Annotated in this window: 13 protein-coding genes; 1 reads left to right on the forward strand and 12 read right to left on the reverse strand. The window is 61.9% G+C overall.

Annotated features, from left to right (window positions below):
• Positions 1–93: 93 nt before the first annotated feature.
• The 9 genes from V5734_RS12550 to V5734_RS12590 form a co-directional block, all read right to left on the reverse strand.
• Positions 94–1467: an ABC transporter substrate-binding protein gene (locus V5734_RS12550; protein WP_347309983.1), complete on the reverse strand. Its 1374-nt coding sequence runs from the start codon at positions 1465–1467 to the stop codon at positions 94–96.
• Between the two features lie 412 nt (positions 1468–1879).
• On the reverse strand, positions 1880–3055 hold the full coding sequence (locus tag V5734_RS12555; protein ID WP_347309984.1) for an acyl-CoA dehydrogenase family protein: 1176 nt from the start codon (positions 3053–3055) through the stop codon (positions 1880–1882).
• A gap of 45 nt (positions 3056–3100) precedes the next feature.
• A complete protein-coding gene (locus V5734_RS12560) occupies positions 3101–4732 on the reverse strand; it encodes a phytoene desaturase family protein (protein ID WP_347309985.1) in 1632 nt (543 codons plus the stop codon).
• Between the two features lies 1 nt (position 4733).
• Positions 4734–5174: a RidA family protein gene (locus V5734_RS12565; protein WP_347309986.1), complete on the reverse strand. Its 441-nt coding sequence runs from the start codon at positions 5172–5174 to the stop codon at positions 4734–4736.
• Complete coding sequence (locus tag V5734_RS12570) at positions 5138–5617, reverse strand: MaoC/PaaZ C-terminal domain-containing protein (protein ID WP_347309987.1); 480 nt, start codon at positions 5615–5617, stop codon at positions 5138–5140. Before V5734_RS12570 ends, V5734_RS12565 begins: the two co-directional genes overlap by 37 nt.
• 196 nt (positions 5618–5813) lie before the next feature.
• Positions 5814–7244: an amidase gene (locus V5734_RS12575; protein WP_347309988.1), complete on the reverse strand. Its 1431-nt coding sequence runs from the start codon at positions 7242–7244 to the stop codon at positions 5814–5816.
• Between the two features lie 12 nt (positions 7245–7256).
• Complete coding sequence (locus V5734_RS12580) at positions 7257–8777, reverse strand: class I adenylate-forming enzyme family protein (protein WP_347309989.1); 1521 nt, start codon at positions 8775–8777, stop codon at positions 7257–7259.
• A 59-nt stretch (positions 8778–8836) separates the two neighbouring features.
• Positions 8837–9667: a polysaccharide deacetylase family protein gene (locus V5734_RS12585; RefSeq protein ID WP_347309990.1), complete on the reverse strand. Its 831-nt coding sequence runs from the start codon at positions 9665–9667 to the stop codon at positions 8837–8839.
• Between the two features lie 16 nt (positions 9668–9683).
• Entirely contained in the window at positions 9684–10472 is a 789-nt protein-coding gene (locus V5734_RS12590; RefSeq protein WP_347309991.1) for an SDR family NAD(P)-dependent oxidoreductase, read from the reverse strand.
• Positions 10473–10672: 200 nt separating this feature from the next.
• On the opposite strand from V5734_RS12590, the gene V5734_RS12595 reads away from it, so the two are divergent.
• Entirely contained in the window at positions 10673–11782 is a 1110-nt protein-coding gene (locus V5734_RS12595) for an NAD(P)H-dependent flavin oxidoreductase (protein ID WP_347309992.1), read from the forward strand.
• A 43-nt stretch (positions 11783–11825) separates the two neighbouring features.
• Here V5734_RS12595 and V5734_RS12600 read toward each other — a convergent pair whose 3' ends face one another.
• The 3 genes from V5734_RS12600 to V5734_RS12610 all read right to left on the reverse strand — a co-directional run bounded on the left by V5734_RS12600 (position 11826) and on the right by V5734_RS12610 (position 15916).
• Positions 11826–12986 carry an NAD(P)/FAD-dependent oxidoreductase gene (locus tag V5734_RS12600; RefSeq protein WP_432759624.1) on the reverse strand — a complete coding sequence of 387 codons (1161 nt, stop codon included), beginning with the start codon at positions 12984–12986 and terminating at the stop codon, positions 11826–11828.
• 36 nt (positions 12987–13022) lie between these two features.
• Positions 13023–14459, reverse strand: coding sequence for an FAD-dependent oxidoreductase (locus tag V5734_RS12605; protein ID WP_347309993.1), 1437 nt, complete (start codon positions 14457–14459; stop codon positions 13023–13025).
• A gap of 239 nt (positions 14460–14698) precedes the next feature.
• The gene (locus V5734_RS12610; protein ID WP_347309994.1) at positions 14699–15916 is read right to left on the reverse strand and encodes an NAD(P)/FAD-dependent oxidoreductase; all 1218 of its coding nucleotides are present in this window, start codon (positions 15914–15916) and stop codon (positions 14699–14701) included.
• Positions 15917–15981 lie beyond the last annotated feature (65 nt).

Below are 15981 nucleotides of genomic sequence, written 5' to 3' on the forward strand. Positions count from 1 at the left end.
CGCCGGATGAGGAGCGTCAGTCAACAAACGCATAATTGCCAGGGCCATACATGCGGACCCTGGCAATTCTTCGCGCTCAGGTCATGATGGTCCCTAGTTAAACCACCAACGGCTGACGGCGTAGCGACCGTCGAGCGACGACGGCGACGCGGTCGCTTCCGGCGTGCCAATCTTGTCGGACACCGCATCGACGACATTGTAGAAGGCCGGGATGATCGAGGGGCCTTCGTCGGTCAGGATGCGTTGCGCTTCGGAATAAAGCTCTGCCCGCTTCGCTTCGTCGCGCTCGCCCTTGGCTTGTGTAACGATATTGTCCAGGCGTTCGCTTGAAAAACTGGTCGCGTTCCATGCCGCCCCGGTGCCGAAGGCAAGGGATATGATCAGCGCCTCTGTCGGGCGACCGGTCCAGTAGGAGGCGAAGAACGGATCCTTGCCCCATACTTCGGCCCAATAGCCATCTGCCGGAACCCGCTTAGGCACCAGATTGATCCCAGCAGTCTTAGCGGATTCTGAGTAAAGCTGCGCGGCACTCACCGAACCTTCAAAAGCGCTATCTGACACACTCAATTCCACATTAATGCTGTCGAGACCTGCCTGCTTGAGATGGTAGCGCGCGCGATCGGGATCGTAGCTGTGCTGTTCGATACTTGCGTCGTGGAAGCGGTAGCTCGGTCCGATCGGGTTGTCGTTGGCCACGGTTCCGAAGCCGTTCAGAATCTTGTCGACGAATTCGTCGCGCTGGATCGCATATTTCAACGCCAGTCGAACGTTATTGTCGTTGAAGGGTGCTTGCGCGGTTTGCATGTCGAAGAGGTTGAAGCCGGGGCTGGTACGCGAAACGAGTTTGATGTTGGGTGCAGTGCCCACACGTTGTGCTACGCTTGTATCGACTTCGGCCACGACATGGGCTGCGCCAGTAAGTATCGCATTGACGCGGGCTGCACCATCATTCACCGCGATCAATTCGACACTGTCGAACCAGCCGCGGTCCGAACGGTGGTCGTTCTCGTTTCGCTCGAGTTTCGCACCAGCGCCGGGCTCGAACTCGAGTAGCTTGTAGGGGCCGCAGCCGATTCCCGATTGCCAGTCTGCCACGCCATCCTTGGTGGGCATGATTGAAAGATTGTAATCCGCGAAGACTGCCGGCCAGTCCGCGTCTGGCTGATTCAGCTTGAAAACAACGTCGTCTCCGTCGACGGCATAGCTCTCGAGTGCCGTCATCGTCGACTTGACCGGCGATTTCGTATCCGGCCCCAAGTGAATGGCGATGGAATTCACCACATCTTCAGGTGTCAGGGTCTGGCCGTTGTGGAATGTGATCCCCTTCTTGATTGTCATGCGCCATTCAGTAGCGTTTTCATTGGCCTCGGCACCGGTCGCCACGCTGGGCACGAGTTTGCCGTCCGAGGCGACCTCGAACAGGGTGTCGTGTACGCTCACCCGCAGGACGCCGCCAAAATGGGCCAAGGTCACTTCCGGATCGAATGAGTCGGTCGTGGAAGCCTTCCCGATCGCAAAGATTGCATGTCCGCCACGCTTCGGTTCGGCACGCGCCGCCTTCGGTAGCAGAAGCCCGCCCAGAGACGCAGCCCCAAGCGCTGCCCCGCCCCTAAGCACACCGCGGCGACTGAGGCGACTGTGACCTAGTCCACCTAGCTGAGATCCTGAATAACCCATTAGTTCCTCCCTGTTGGTGGCGCCAGGCGTACCCGGCACATGGCGATTGTACTCTATAGTATGTCAAGATACCATCAAGTATTCATACCTTCTGGTCGTTTTTTATCGGGAGCAATCCGACGGGAGGCCCTGTCTTAACCGGACCCGTTGGCGCGAAAGGTTCGTCGGCATGACGCAACCAGCGCCGACTGCCCACGCTCCATCAGTAAGGCAGCCCCAAAATGCCGCGTTCGTCGTCCTTGATCCGCCGGGCAATTACCAAACGGTTAATGTCGTTCGTTCCCTCGCCTATCGTGTAGAGCAGAGCCTCGCGATAAAGCCGCTCGACGGCGTATTCCTTGATGTATCCGGCCCCGCCGTGAACCTTTACGGCGTCCTGCGCGATCTTGACCGCCACTTCGGACGCGAAGAGTTTGGCCATCGCACCGATCATGTCGCAGCGCTTCCCCGTTTCCTTCTCGCGGGCGGCTTCCATCGTGATCAACCGCGCCGCGACGAGACGGGTCGCCATATCGGCGAGCTTCAGCTGGATGGCCTGATGCTGGTCGATCGCTACGCCAAAGGTCCGGCGCTCGGCAGCAAACTTCCTGGCCTCGGCCACTGCGTTCGCAGCAAGTCCGACGGCACTGGCCGCAATGGCGATGCGACCGACCTCCAGCGCATCCATTAATTGACGAAAACCGATCCCGGTATCTCCGCCCAGAATATTGCGGCTCGAAATGGGAACGGCGCTCATCTCGATCTGAACGGTATCGACCTGCCCGAAGGCCATCTTGCGAAACGTCGTCGTGACCTCGACCCCGTCGCAGGCCTTCTCCACGATCGCGAGGCTGAAACGCGGCTTTCCCGCTGCGTCGCTTTGGGGATGTCGCGCCAGCGTCAGGAGCAATGTCGCCCGCCGCCCGTTTGTGACATAGGTCTTCGACGCATTCAGTCGATAATCCTCACCATCCGGAACCAGCGTGCCCCGAATTGCCTGCAGGTCCGAACCGCAGTCCGGCTCGCTAAGGCAGAGCGCGCCCCGATGCTCCCCCGTCGCCAGACCGGGAAGATAGCGCCGTTTCTGATCCTCGGTCCCGTATGTGGCGATCGCATGTGCGACCGTCGCGTGACTGTTGGCGTAAGCGGCCAACGTCGTCCACGCTCGCGCCAGCGTTTCAAAGACGGCGGCAAAGACGGTGAGGCGGAGGCCAAGCCCGCCGAATTCCTCTGGCACCGCCAGACCGAAAAGCCCCAGCTGCACCATCTCATCGACCAGATCCGCCGGGAAGGTTCCACTAGCCTCGTAGCCAGCCACAAGAGGACGGACGCGTTCCTCGGCAAAGCGCTCCACGGTGCGGACGATCTCCCTTTCGACGTCGGAGAAGGACTCATGCATCAGGGACGGCTCCTGTGAAGTTAGACCGGGACCCTCCGGCCCATGTCAAAGTCGCGCGGACGCGGCGGGGAATTTTCGGCCGAGGTCCTTAAGGATTTCACGCGCCGCGTTGTGCCCCGGCACACCGGTCACACCGCCGCCGGGATGGCAGGCAGCACCGCACATGTAGAGGCTCGCGACTGGCGTGCGGTAATCCGCATAATGCGCGATCGGCCGCCGGAAGAAGATCTGATCGAGGCTCATCTCGCCATGATGGACGTGCCCGTCGGCCATGGCGAACATAACTTCGATGTCCTGCGGCGTCAGGATCTGCGCGTCGACCACTTCGCTCTCGAATCCAGGCGCATAGCGGCAGATCTGCCGAACGACGATGTCGAGAAGTTCTGCCTTCGTAGCTTCGTCCCAGTCCTTGCCGCGCAGCTTGTAGGGCACATGGCCGCCCATGATCTGCACGACATGCCTGCCCTCGGGCGCGACGGTCGGGTCGAAGGCCGAGGGTGTCGTGATCCAGAGATAGGGACGTGGCGCGATCTCTCCGCTCAAAGCGGAGTGAAACGCGTCCTCGAGTTCGTCGGAGTTCTCGGCAAGCACGATCCCGCCGGGATCCCGGTCGTTCAGCCTGCGCGCATCATAGGCTGTCCAGCGCGGCAGGGACTTGGTAGACAGGTTGATCTTGAAGGCGATCGACTTCGTGCGATGCCGCTCGACCTGCTTGATGATGTCCGTGCCAATACGATCCTTGCCGATCAGCCCGAAATAGGTGGCCTTTGCACCGGCATTTGAGACGACAACGGGCGCTTTCAGCACACGTCCATCGTCCAGCCGGACGCCCTCGACGCCCTTGTCTGCAAAGAGAACACGTTCAACGGCGTGTCCGGTGATGACCTCGGCGCCATTCGCCTTTGCCACCTTGCAGAGCGCGTCCGAAATCGCGCCCATCCCGCCTCGAACGAGACCTCCGGGTCCCTGATCGGTCGATCCATCGCGCAGGAACGGGCGGGCGAGGACATAGGCTGAACCAGGGCTCTTGGGGCTGAGCATGCCGGCAGAGCCCGAGGCATAACTCCCGAATACCGTCAGCACCTGATCGGATTCGAACCAGCGCGACAGGAACTCCCAGGCGCTCAGGGTCAGCAGATCCCAGATATCGTGGAAATGCGGCAGGGCGTCACGCATCTTCCAGGCCAAGCGGGCAGCTTTGGCGAGATTTTTCGGCGTCAAGTTCGTGGGATCAAGGGGCGTCTCGAACATCAAACGGCGGATCAACGGGATAATCCGCATCATGTGGTCTTCGTAGTCAGCGTAAGCAGCCGCGTCGCTTTCGGAGAACTGCGCCAGCTCTTCCTGCATACGCGCACGATCTGGCCAGAAGACGATCGAACGGCCGTCGGCGAAGGGCTGAAACGTCGGTGGCGTCGGAATGACCTCAACCCCGTTCGCACGCAGGTCGAGGTCGCGCATGATCTTGGGCTGGAGGAGCGACATCCAGTAGGATGCGACTGACACCTTGTGGCCGGGAAATACCTCGCGCGTGATCGCCGCCCCCCCGACGAAAGGCCGCTGCTCGACCACGCAGACCTTCAGACCAGCCTTGGCAAGGTACGCGGCGCAAGTCAGGCCGTTATGCCCTGCTCCTACCACGATGGCATCGTACCGTGCAGGGTTTTCGCCGGGCATCTCAAGGCACCACGCCGATGGCTTCGACTTCGATCTTGAGCCGTGGATCGTAAAGCTCGACGACTTGGACGAGGACGCTTGCCGGTGGAGTGTCCGCATTCAGATAGCGCGCCCTAACCTTGCGATAGGTCTCGATCAGCTCCGAGCCGCCCTCGGTGACATAGGCTGTCAGACGCCCCAGGTGTTCGAATCCGAGACCGCCCGCCGAGAGCGTTGCTTTCAGGTTCTCGAACAGGGCTGTGATCTGGTCTTCCAAGGAAGTGACGACGGGCTCTCCTTCAGCATCGGTTCCAACGTGACCGGTCAGCAAGAAAATGCCCGAACCTTTCAGGATCGTGCCCTGCGACACGCCCGGCCAATCGGCGTTCAGCGGGTTGAAAGGCGTGATCATCTGTGCCGCCCCGGTCACGCGTCCGGCCGGCAGGCGAACATCACCTTCCATTCGCCGTCCTGGCAGACCTCGCCCCGATGGTTGCGCAACTCGACCCAGAAGGTGACGATGCCGCGCCCGCCCTTCGAGGTCGGGCGCACAGACTCGACCCGCTGGTAGACGTGGATCGTGTCCCCTGCCATGATCGGCGCTTTGAGGTTCCAGTTCATGCCGAGAAAGGCGATTGCGGTGCCTTCCTTGATGCCGAGGCGGCTTTCCAGTCCCGTTGCGACAGCGAAGGCTGCCGGCCCCTGAAAGATGCGGCCGCCGAACTGCGTGGTCTTCGCGAACTCCTCATCGGTATGGATGGGATTGAAGTCCCCGGTCAGGCCCGAGAACATGACGATATCCGCCTCGGTGATCGTTCTTCGCGGCGTAAGCCACTCTTCTCCGACCTTGAAGTCGTCGAAGTATTTAGCGTTTTGCCCGATACCGGCCGCTTTCAGGTCTTTCATGGGAACTCCATACGATTTCTGTCCACCCGGCTCCCTCGCAGCGACCGGAAAGATCAGCTTCCTGATATACTATATCGTCTTTTTATATACCGCAAAGTATTTTTTTGATATGCGCCGTAGAATATTTGCTTCTCGGCGGAATTGAGGGAGACCATGCCGGCCATGGATCCCCGTATCTATCATCCGGGCCATACAATCACGGAACTGCCCTCACATTGGCCCAGGGTGCGTCCCGTTCGAGTTCTGCGGACAACCTGAGAAGGCCAGATTCGTCCCCGAAACGACCGATCAACTGGATGCCGATCGGCAACCCGGCATCGGTTCGATGCAACGGCAGACTTGCCGCGGGCTGACCCGATGCGTTGATGATCGCGAGAAACGTCGTGTAGCTGCCAATCTTGCGCCGGAAGGTGACGAAGTCCTCCGCCATGGAGAACTGTCCGAGCGGCACCGGCGGCTGCGTCAATGTCGGCGTCAGGATGAAATCGTACTCCTCCATGTAGAAGGCAAGCGTACGCCCTAGCGCGTGGAAGCGATTGATCGCCAGACCGTAGGTTTCGGCGCTGATGTTCTTGCCCCGTTCGAAGGCGTCGAGGATCGCGGGCTCAAGGGCTTCGCTCGCCACGATCTTCGGATGTGACCGGAGGTAGCCATTGACGGTCAGCGTCACGCTCGCGGCCATGACGTCGATCATCGCGTCGAGGAATTTCGCGAACTTGATTCCCGGAGGCGGTGCATCGACCACCTCATGGCCGAGCGCACGCAACTTATCGGCCGCGCTGTCCGTCGCAACCTGGCAGACAGACGCGATCCCGATCCCGTCCCAGGCCTCGGTCCATCGGACGATCTTCTGCGGCCGGTCGAACGGGCGACTGAGATCCGCGAGGTAGGAGCGCGGCTTGGATGGTGCGGCATAGGGTGCACCGAGGTCCGTACCGGCAATTCCGTCAAGCGCTGCCGCCGTGTCCCTCACTGTGCGGGACAGCACGCCATCTGCGGCAAGGCCGCCCCACCCTTCTCCGCGATGCGGACCGAACGGGACAAGTCCCCGCGACGGCTTGAGTCCGTAGACGCCACAACAGGATGCCGGAATGCGGATGGAGCCGCCGCCGTCGCTGCCATGCGCGAGGGGCACGACACCAGTGGCCACAGCGACCGCCGCCCCCCCTGACGATCCGCCCGCGGACCGGCTCAAGTCCCAGGGGTTACGGGTTGGTCCACTGTTAGCGATAGCCTCGGTCGTCGGAGCCATGCAGAGTTCCGGCACAGTTGTTCGGGCGAAGGACTGCAGGCCGGACGCCTCGAACCGCTCAGTCAGTGTCGCGTTTGTCGATGACCGCATTCCGGCGAAAAGCCGCGATCCCACGGATCCTTCAAGGAAGGTGGAGGCGAGACCGGAATCCTTGAGGAGAAACGGTATGGCCCCGAAAGCGCCTTCCAGCTTTGCAGTCGCCGCGCATTTTCGCGCCTCCTCGTAGCGCGGATAGCAGATCGCATTGAGTTCGGGTTGGATCGCGTCCGCGCGCGCGATGGCGCAGTCCATCAACTCCGCGGCGCTCACGTCCCCTGACCGCAGACGCTCGGCCAAGCCAAGCCCATCGTATCCCGCATAGTCCGAAAAGTGCATGGCTCGTCCTCGTCAGTTCGCTTGTTCGGCGAGGCGGGTCTTGAGCTTCGCCTTGTCGACCTTCCCGGTCACGCCGAGCGGGAAGGCCTTCTCGAACAGGATGCGTCTTGGCACCTTGAACGCTGCCAGGCGCTTCGCGGCATGCGCTTCAAGCTCTTCGGCTGTCGCGGTTCGACCGCTCGCGAGAACCACAAATGCCACCGGAACCTCCCCAAAGATCCGGTCGGCCGCGCCCACCACGGCAGCCGCTTGCACCGCCGGATGTGTTTCAATGGCTGCCTCGACCTCGGCGGGCGCAATGTTTGCGCCCCCCCGAATGATGATATCCTTGAGCCGCCCGGTGAGAAAATAGAACCCGTTCGCATCCCGATATCCAAGATCGCCTGATCTAAAGAAGCCATCGACGAGAGACTCGCGGGTCAGCACTTCATTCCCGACATAGCGGGTCAACGTCGAAGCCCCCCGCACAAGTATCTCGCCCTCCTCGCCATCCGCGCAGGCCGTACCGTCTGGCCGGAGGATACGTATCTCCGCGCCGGGGGCGGCCTTTCCGATTGCCATCCCCGGAACGGGCCCAGGGTCTTCCCGGTATCGACCGAAGATCGGGGTCGCCTCGGTCATCGCGTAGTAGTTCTGTATCTCGTTCCCGAAGCGGTCCTTGAAGCGCGCGGCGAGTTCGGGGCCAAGCGGCGCCCCCGCACAGATCAGGCTGCGCATCCCGGACAGGTCAAAGAAAATGTCCTGTTGTTCGCAATATTCGAGCATCATGGAGTACATCGTCGGCACCCCCTGAAATACCGTCGCATTCTCTGATACGAAACCTTCGAGCGCCTCACCGGGATGGAAGCGGCGTTGCAGCACGACCGTTGCACCCGACTGAAAGGCGACCGCACAACCGGTCGAAAGACCGTAGAGGAAACCGAGTGGAAGGGCCACAAGCACTACGTCATCGGCGCCAACCCCCCACATCCGGGCGAGGGCTTCCGGTGCAGCGCACTGCCCGCCCTGGCTCAGCATCACGGCTTTCGGCGCGCCGGTCGAACCCGACGTGTAGATCAACAGGAAATCGTCCTCGGAACGGACCTCCGCGGCCGTGATCTCGCGCTCACCGTCGAGCGGTTCGGCTAATGCGTCGATCAATTCGATGCGGTCTTCATCCACCGCAGCCCAGATCGTTTCGGTCATGGACGCGTCGTAGTAGAGGACGTTGGCGCCGCTGTGCTCGACCGCGTAGGCCACTTCTTCTGCAGTCAGCGCGGCGTTGACCGGAACCAGAACGGCGCCCAGTTTCGCCGCTGCATAGTAGGCATACATGATCTCCGGCCGGTTTTGTGAGCAGACGGCCACCACCCCACCACGACCGATCCCGGCACGCGAAAAATGCGCGGCGGCCCGGTCCACCATAATCAGAAAGGTCGTGTAGCTGATCTGTTCGCCGTCGAAAACGATGGCAGTCTTCGCGGGGTGCTTGGCAACGACCTCAGCAAGGGCCTGATAAACAGGGGCAGTTTGGATTGCTTCGCTGACGGCCATCGCTTTCTGATCCCCTTTTGCTGAACAGCCTGCACCGGCCGATTGCTACGCGTGCCTGACTAACGCGGCAGTTGCTTGTCTTGCCTTGAAGCTTCCTCGGCAACCGTGCTGAACGACACACCGGGCCGCGACTTCATGTGGTCGATCAGACGCCCAAGCATTGCCAGTCGCGGCCCACGCCCGATGACCTGTGGATGCAGAGTGAGGGTGAAGACCCCACCCCCAAGCGAATGACAAAAGTCGAACTCGTCCCGCCAAATGCCGAAGACCTCGTCGGGTGCGCGCAGGCCAGAATAGAGGGGGCGATTGAGAAACGTGAAATAGGGGAAGTCGTCGAGTTCCCAGGCAACCGGGATTTCGACTACTTTCGACGGCAGGCCGGGGTCGAAGCCCTCTTCGTCCACAACGTGCCCCTTTCGGGCACGGTAGGGCATGAAATCGGTCGCCATCATCGAGCTGTCGTAGAGCAGCCCGCGCTCTTCTAGAAGCGCCACGCTGTCCGACGACAGATCGAAGGCAGGCGAGCGGTAGCCGAGCGGCCTGAACCCTTGACCGACCGCACCACTCAGCCGGTTGATGGCCCGGTCGAGAAGATCCGCCTCCTCGTCCCGCGTCAGCCCTACGGGAGCTTCGTGGCAGTATCCGTGAAGCGCGATTTCATGGCCGGCGTCCCCGATCGCCTTCACCGCATCCGGGAACGATACGGCGGTGTGCGAGGGCACAAAAAACGTCGCGGGAATGTCATGCTGCCTGAGCAGGCTCAGCATTCGCGGCAGACCTACCTCCGCACCGAACACGCCGCGCGACATCGGTGTCGCCGTGGTCTGGTTGAACGAACTGAACCAGAGTGAGACGGCGTCGAAATCGAACGTCAGGCAGACCGTCGTCATGCGCGACACTCCCTTTTCACCGGGCGGTCCACCCTCCGTCGACCGCGTAAGCCTGCCCCGTTACATAGGAGGCATCATCGCTCAGGAGGAAGCGGATGACCTTCGCAATCTCGCCCGGATCGGCCTTGCGCGCCATCGGGACGTTTCGTGGCAACCAATCGGGATCGGCCCCGACCCCGCCCATTTTGGGGGCGTCCTTGCCCAGAAGCTCCAGCGAATTCTTGCGGATCTCGGTCGCGATGACGCCCGGGCATACCGAGTTGATGGAGATGCCCTCGGGCGCATAGACACAGGCAAGTTGCTTGGTCAGCCCGATGACTGCGTGCTTGGACGCCGTGTAGGCCGGGCCATCCGCCGCCCCGACAAGACCACCAACCGAAGACACGTTGACGATCCGGCCGGACTTCCGTGCCGTCATATGTCGTAGCGCAGCGCGGCAGCCGAAGAAGGTTCCGCGCAAGTTCACGTCAAGGACGTGGTTCCACAGCGCATCGGTGGTATCGAGGCAGGACGCGAAGCCATCGAAGACGGCGGCGTTGTTGATCAGCCCGTCGATCTGGCCGTATCGCGCGACCGCATCGTCCACGAACGCATCGACCTGCGCACTATCGCGCACATCGACCTTGTGGAACTCGGCCTTACCACCGGCTGACTCGACCGCGGAAACCGTCGCCGCGCCCTGATCCCCCAGCATCCCGCCGATGACAATCGTAGCCCCCAGCGCCGCAAGATGCTCGACCGACGCTCGACCGATTCCGGTCTCGCCTCCGGTGATCAGAATGATCTTTCCGTCGAATTCAGACATGTGAGACGTCCTCTCCTAGCGCATACATACCATAAGGTGTTTTTTAATACTCGCAAGTATATTCAGCAGTCAGCCGCGTTCCGTTACATTCATTTCAGCTTGACCTTCACCTGAAGTCGATAGATCATACTCATAAGTACATAAATATTCTAACCCGTATGCAGCGCGCTGAAACCGGGAAAGCCGAGAGGATCAGGATTGTGAAGACCGCGCTGACCGAGATGTTCGACATAGACGCCCCTATCTTCGCCTTCAGCCACTGCCGCGATGTCGTGGCGGCCGTCTCGAAAGCGGGAGGATTCGGCGTCCTCGGCGCGGCCTGGATGACGCCGGAGCACCTGGAACAGGAACTCGCCTGGATCGACGATCATGTGGACTCCAAGCCCTATGGCGTCGATATGGTCTTCGCCGCAAAAGCACAGACAGTGACCTTCTCCTCCAGCCCGCGAGAAGTCCTGCCGCAGACGCATATCGACTTCATCAATGGGCTGATGACCGATGACGGCATCCCGGAGCTACCGGACACCGAGGTCGCGGACTGGTACAGTAACTACGCTTCCAACCTCAGCTTTTCGAACGAGGTGAGCGAACGGCTTCTCGATGTCGCCATGCAGCACCCGATCAAGCTGGTGGTCAGCGCGCTTGGGCTCGCCCCGCAGCACGTCATTCAGCGTGTCCAGGGCGCCGGCATCAAGTTCGGCGCGATGATCGGATCGGCGAAGCATGCCCGAAAACAGGTCGAGGCTGGCGTTGATCTGATCATTGCCCAGGGCGCCGAGGCGGGCGGCCATGTTGGCAACGTCACGACGATGGTGCTCACACCGGAAGTCGTGGATGCCGTCGCGCCGGTTCCAGTACTTGCGGCGGGAGGCATCGGTCGCGGCCGCCAGATGGCGGCGGCGCTGGCGCTTGGTGCGGAGGGGGTGTGGACGGGCTCGATCTGGCTGGGCACTGTCGAAAGTGAGCTCAATCCCGACCTGCGCGACGTGCTGCATGCGGCAAGTTCCGAGGACGCCATCGTGACCTACGGCTATACCGGCAAGCCCTGTCGGGCGCTCCGCAGCAAGTTCACCGAGGCCTGGGCGCGGGCCGATGCGCCCAAGCCGCTCGGCGTTCCGTTCCAGTCGATCCTGTCGGGCGAACCCTTCCGACGCGCCGAACGTGCGCATCGCAAGGACTGGATGACCTATTCCGCAGGCCAGATCGTCGGTCAGATCACCGAACCGACGACGGTCAAGCAGGTCGTCTATGACATGATTTCCGAATACGTCGACACGATGGAGCGCACGACCGCCCTTCTTGAAGACTGAGTTAGGCGCGCGCCCTTCTTCCCGGACGCGCGGCTACGGCCGATCATGTATTGATATTGCCCGCCTGCCAGTTCCACGCCCGCCGCCAATCTCCCGGCAGGCTGGCGAAACGGTCGAGCGTCAGATCGCCGATCGGAAGTTCCGTCCGCCCCTGCAGCGCGAGATCGGCGATGGCCACCCCCATCGCCGGCGCCATACCGAAGCCGTGCCCTGAAGCCGAGGCGGCGACAAGACCGCGTGGCGTATCGAAGGAATGGATCAGGGTCATCGTGTCCGGGGTAATGTCCACGATCCCCGCCCATGAGCGCAGCATCTGCGCTTTCCTCAGGACGGGAAAGACCTCGACCAGCCGCTGCGCGATGTTGCGCACGAGCGGAGTGGTCGGTTTCGCCGGCTCGCCTGTCACATCCACGTCGATCCATTCGAAGGGGCCACCATTGACATGAATGTTGCCGCGCCTGGTCTGACGCACCGCGAGCCCGTGGGCAATGAACGCCTCCTCGAAGAGGGGCGGCAGCGGAGCGGTGACGAACGCCTCAAGCCGCACTGGCGCGAGCGGAAAGACGATGCCCAAAGGCTCGAGCAGCTTCGTCGTATGGGAGGCCGCGCAAAGGACGACGGTTCCAGCGTGGATATCGCCCCGCGTCGTCCTGACGCCATGGACCGCGCCCCCCTTTTCCAGGACCGACAGAACCGGCGTATGTTCCCGAATCTCCCCGCCCCGGTCGAGGAATGCCCAAGCAAAGGCCTGTGTCGTGCGCTGCGGGTTGGCGTGCCCGGCGCGCGGCGTGTAGATGCCGCCGAGGGTCTTGTCGGTCAGCGCCGGGATAAGGTCGCGGCAGGCTTTCGCGTCGATGAACTCGAACCCGATATCGGTGGCCTGAAAGCTCTGGAAGGTCGCCTTGAGCTCGGCAAGTTCGCCGTCGTCAATCGCCGCCCAGAGGCGGCCCTTCTGGGTCCACTCGGTCGGATATCCCAATTCCTCGTCCAGCTCGTCCCACAGCTTCTCTGCAACCTGGGCAAGGGCGCATTCCTCGGGTGTTTCTCCCCGCAGGCTGAGATAGCCAGTCGCGCGCGATGACGCTTCATAGCCGGTCGCGCCCTTGTCGAGAACGAGCACGCGTGCGCCGGATTTCTGTGCGTGATAGGCGGTCGCGAGGCCGACAATGCCCGCGCCGACGACGATTACGTCAAAGCTTTCCATCTGGCGTCCCGGATTGCAAAATAGACCCCCTACACGTCACAGGTTTTCCGGCGCGGCCGGCCAGTAAAGCCAATTCTCGCGCATCTCCGGCGTCTCATCTCCCGCAGCGATCAGGTCAAGGTCGAGCGGCCGGACCGGAAAGCGGTAGCTTCCGGGCTGGATGCTCTCCAATCCGATCCCGAAGCGGGTCGACAGCAAAAGCGCGGCCTCATCGCGGCACCTTTTGCCCTGACAGTGACCCATGCCGACCCGTGTCATGCGCTTCATCTGATCCTGATGGATGCGGGGCACTCCGCAGCGGCCCGTAACCGGTGTCTGCGGGTGCCGAAGCTGCCCATCAAGGTAGCGGGGCGGCTCCAAACCAAGGAAGGCCCCCCGCGTCACGTCCTCGCACTGGCAAAGCATCACGTTGCTGCCCCCCGTCTGGAAGAGCGTGTCGACCCAGAGCTGCAGATAGTCCGCCCGCGCCACGCTCTCCGCTGGAGCAGCAGGTGCAACCGTGTCTCCGCCGATACTGGCGAGGATGGCCTGAACCTGTTCTTCGCCACCTGTGAAGCGCGAAAGCCAATAGACGCCGGCCGCGCTGGTCATTCCGCCTGCATCCGTTTCGGGCAACCATGAGCCAACCGAGGCGTCAAACCTTAGCTGGCACCCCATGGCGGCCGGCAGTTCGATATTGGGCAGGCGGCCAATCGCGATACAGATCGTGTCGCAGTCCAAACCTTCAACCGTGCCGGAACCGTTCGTCGGCACAAGCTGCGCCCCATTGACAGCGGTCTTACCCTCTGCGGCGGTGATGATCCGACCGTAGAGCACGGGAACGCCGAGACCCGCGATTTCGTCCGCCGCAAGCCGACCGGCCGCAAAATGCTGCGTCGGCTCGACCATGCCGACGATCTCCACCCCGGCGGCGAGCGCAGATCGGGTGAACTTTACCGCTTCCGGCGACGTCCCGAGAACGAGCGTCCGCTTGCCTTCGTAGCACTGGTAGATGTCCAGAAGCGCGAGACCCGCCTTCACGCCGAACACGCCCGGCAGATCCCAGCCGGCGAATGAGGGCACGAAATCGCGCGCGCCCGTCGCAAGCACAAGAACGTCATGCTCCAGAAGTTTGTTGCTGTCCTGAGAGACGAGGCCGAGCTTGGGCGTACCGATATGGGCGGAGTTCGGCGCATTCCGGAAAGCACCCCAGGCGATGGTGCCGACCCGGACGTCAACCTCGGCCTCGAAACACTCGAAGATCTCGGGATTCGACTCCAGCACCACCTGCGCGATGGCGTTTTCATTCAGAACGGCGGCAGGGATGGCGGCGCCGTAGAAATACGGCGCATCCAGCGACATCTGCTTCAGGCTTTGCGGGTGCTCATCCACAAGGGTCACGTCATGCCCCGCCTGCCGCGCGGCGAGCGCGAAGGAACAGCCGAGGTCGCTCGCGCCGACGACAGCTATGCGACGAACTGACGACGAAGTCACAATCGGCACTCCTCCTTGGCCCGCCTGATCCGAATACGGCGTCACTGTGGTCCTGCAAACCGGGCTCACCACACGCGGCCGGCAAGACTTGCTGACACCCCAATAAGACCCTTAAGTCATAAAAACATACCGTAAAGTACAAATAGCGCTCCGGAGAAATCTCGTCAAGGCGAGAATCCAGGGATCGGCCTCGGCGGTGATCCACCGGAAAAGCGGAGGCGCGGAGGATTGTGGACCATTCACTCCTGTTGAAGTGAGAGAAGATCCTTGATGTCTCTGCCCCCGTCGGCCACGAGTTCCGGTAGCAAGGTGCGTCCGGCATCAATGATGCGCTTTCCGACCATATAGGCGCGAGGATCGTTCATGGCGTCGAGCGCCAGCAATCGATCGCCCGCGAAATACCAGACAGAGCGCGCGTCGCCCTTCCCTTCACGCACGATGGTCCGGTCATAGCCGACATTCAATCCGGCGATCTGTAACTTGGTGTCGTACTGGTCGGACCAGAACCAGGGTTTGGCGACATATGGCGCACCAGCCCCCAACATGTTTCTGGCTGTGCTCTCGGCATGGTCGATCGCGTGGCCGACACTTTCCAGTCTAAGTCTCCCTTGGCCGATCGGGAATGATGCACAGTCGCCCGCGGCCCAGATTGAATCATCGGAGGTCCGTCCAAATTCATCCGTCCATATCCCGTTCTCGACCCGGAGCCCCGCTTCTTCCGCCAGTCCCGTCGCCGGGACAACACCGATACCCACTATGACGAAATCGACAGCAATCTCCCGCCCATCGGCAAGGCGGGCCATCCTGACCGACGGGGATCCCGAAAGATGGTCAAGACCAACGCCTTCAAGGATCGTCACGCCATGCCGCGCGTGCAGATCTCGAAAATAGGCGGATGTCTCGGGCGCCGCCACGCGTTGCAGGATTCTCGGTGCTGCCTCTATGAGCGTGACGGCAAGGCCAAGTTTTGCCGCGACCGCTGCGGCCTCAAGACCGATATAGCCGCCGCCAACGATCAGAACACGTCGGCCCGGAACGAACTCGGGGGCCATCGCGTCGATATCCGCGATGGTGCGCACCGTATGGACGCCTGCAAGCCCCCCCCCAATCGCCTCGGGAAGCGCGCGCGGAACCGCCCCCGTTGCAAGTGCAAGCTGGCCGTAGGGCAGAGCTTCACCCTCGACCCGGATCGTCTTTGCAGCGCGATCGATTCCCTCCGCCGGCGCCCCGAGACGCAGCTCGATACCCTGCTCGGCGTAAAAGCCTTCCGGGCGTAACAACAGGCGATCTGGCGCCATCGTGCCGAGCAGGTATGATTTGGACAGCGGTGGTCTTTGATAGGGTGGCATTGCCTCATTGCCGATCAGAGTTAGCTTCCCCTCGTATCCCGACGCCCTGAGCTTGATGGCCAGCGAGGCACCCGCCTGCCCGGCCCCGACAATTACAACTCCGCCCATCGCTGACCCGCTCTTCCTGACGGCCGGATTTTTCGGCCCGTTGATCTGATCGCGGCCCCAGAGCG

This window comes from Defluviimonas sp. SAOS-178_SWC (assembly GCF_039830135.1).
In the GTDB taxonomy this organism is placed as follows: domain Bacteria; phylum Pseudomonadota; class Alphaproteobacteria; order Rhodobacterales; family Rhodobacteraceae; genus Albidovulum.

Bases quoted from the DNA above. Each gene is read 5' to 3' on its own strand.
- V5734_RS12555 (WP_347309984.1), bottom strand. From the start codon at position 3,055: ATGCATGAGTCCTTCTCCGACGTCGAAAGGGAGATCGTCCGCACCGTG.
- V5734_RS12560 (WP_347309985.1), bottom strand. From the start codon at position 4,732: ATGCCCGGCGAAAACCCTGCACGGTACGATGCCATCGTGGTAGGAGCA.
- V5734_RS12565 (WP_347309986.1), bottom strand. From the start codon at position 5,174: ATGGAAGGTGATGTTCGCCTGCCGGCCGGACGCGTGACCGGGGCGGCA.
- V5734_RS12570 (WP_347309987.1), bottom strand. From the start codon at position 5,617: ATGAAAGACCTGAAAGCGGCCGGTATCGGGCAAAACGCTAAATACTTC.
- V5734_RS12575 (WP_347309988.1), bottom strand. From the start codon at position 7,244: ATGCACTTTTCGGACTATGCGGGATACGATGGGCTTGGCTTGGCCGAG.
- V5734_RS12580 (WP_347309989.1), bottom strand. From the start codon at position 8,777: ATGGCCGTCAGCGAAGCAATCCAAACTGCCCCTGTTTATCAGGCCCTT.
- V5734_RS12585 (WP_347309990.1), bottom strand. From the start codon at position 9,667: ATGACGACGGTCTGCCTGACGTTCGATTTCGACGCCGTCTCACTCTGG.
- V5734_RS12590 (WP_347309991.1), bottom strand. From the start codon at position 10,472: ATGTCTGAATTCGACGGAAAGATCATTCTGATCACCGGAGGCGAGACC.
- V5734_RS12600 (WP_432759624.1), bottom strand. From the start codon at position 12,986: ATGGAAAGCTTTGACGTAATCGTCGTCGGCGCGGGCATTGTCGGCCTC.
- V5734_RS12610 (WP_347309994.1), bottom strand. From the start codon at position 15,916: ATGGGCGGAGTTGTAATTGTCGGGGCCGGGCAGGCGGGTGCCTCGCTG.